Source organism: Aeromonas sp. Prich7-2 (assembly GCF_017939255.1).
Classification (GTDB): Bacteria; Pseudomonadota; Gammaproteobacteria; order Enterobacterales; family Aeromonadaceae; genus Aeromonas; species Aeromonas caviae.
Genome location: NZ_JAGKRI010000309.1, coordinates 1 through 293 on the forward strand (window position 1 = coordinate 1; position 293 = coordinate 293).

At 56.3% G+C, this 293-nt stretch carries 1 protein-coding gene; it reads right to left on the bottom strand.

The genetic code is table 11. The annotated features are described in order from the left end of the window. A partial coding sequence (locus J9892_RS22305; RefSeq protein ID WP_210539044.1) for a transposase occupies positions 1-293 on the bottom strand: 293 nt, incomplete at both ends.

Genomic DNA, 293 nt, shown 5'->3' on the forward strand with positions numbered 1-293 from the left:
CCAATGTGGGCCTTCATGCCAAAGTGCCACTGATTGCCTTTCTTGGTCTGATGCATCTGCGGATCGCGTTGCTGCTCTTTGTTCTTGGTCGAGCTGGGTGCCTCAATGATGGTGGCATCGACCAAGGTGCCTTGAGTCATCATGACACCTGCTTCGGCCAGCCAGCGATTGATGGTCTTGAACAATTGGCGGGCCAGTTGATGCTGCTCCAGCAGGTGGCGGAAATTCATGATGGTGGTGCGGTCCGGCAAGGCGCTATCCAGGGATAACCGGGCAAACAGACGCATGGAGGC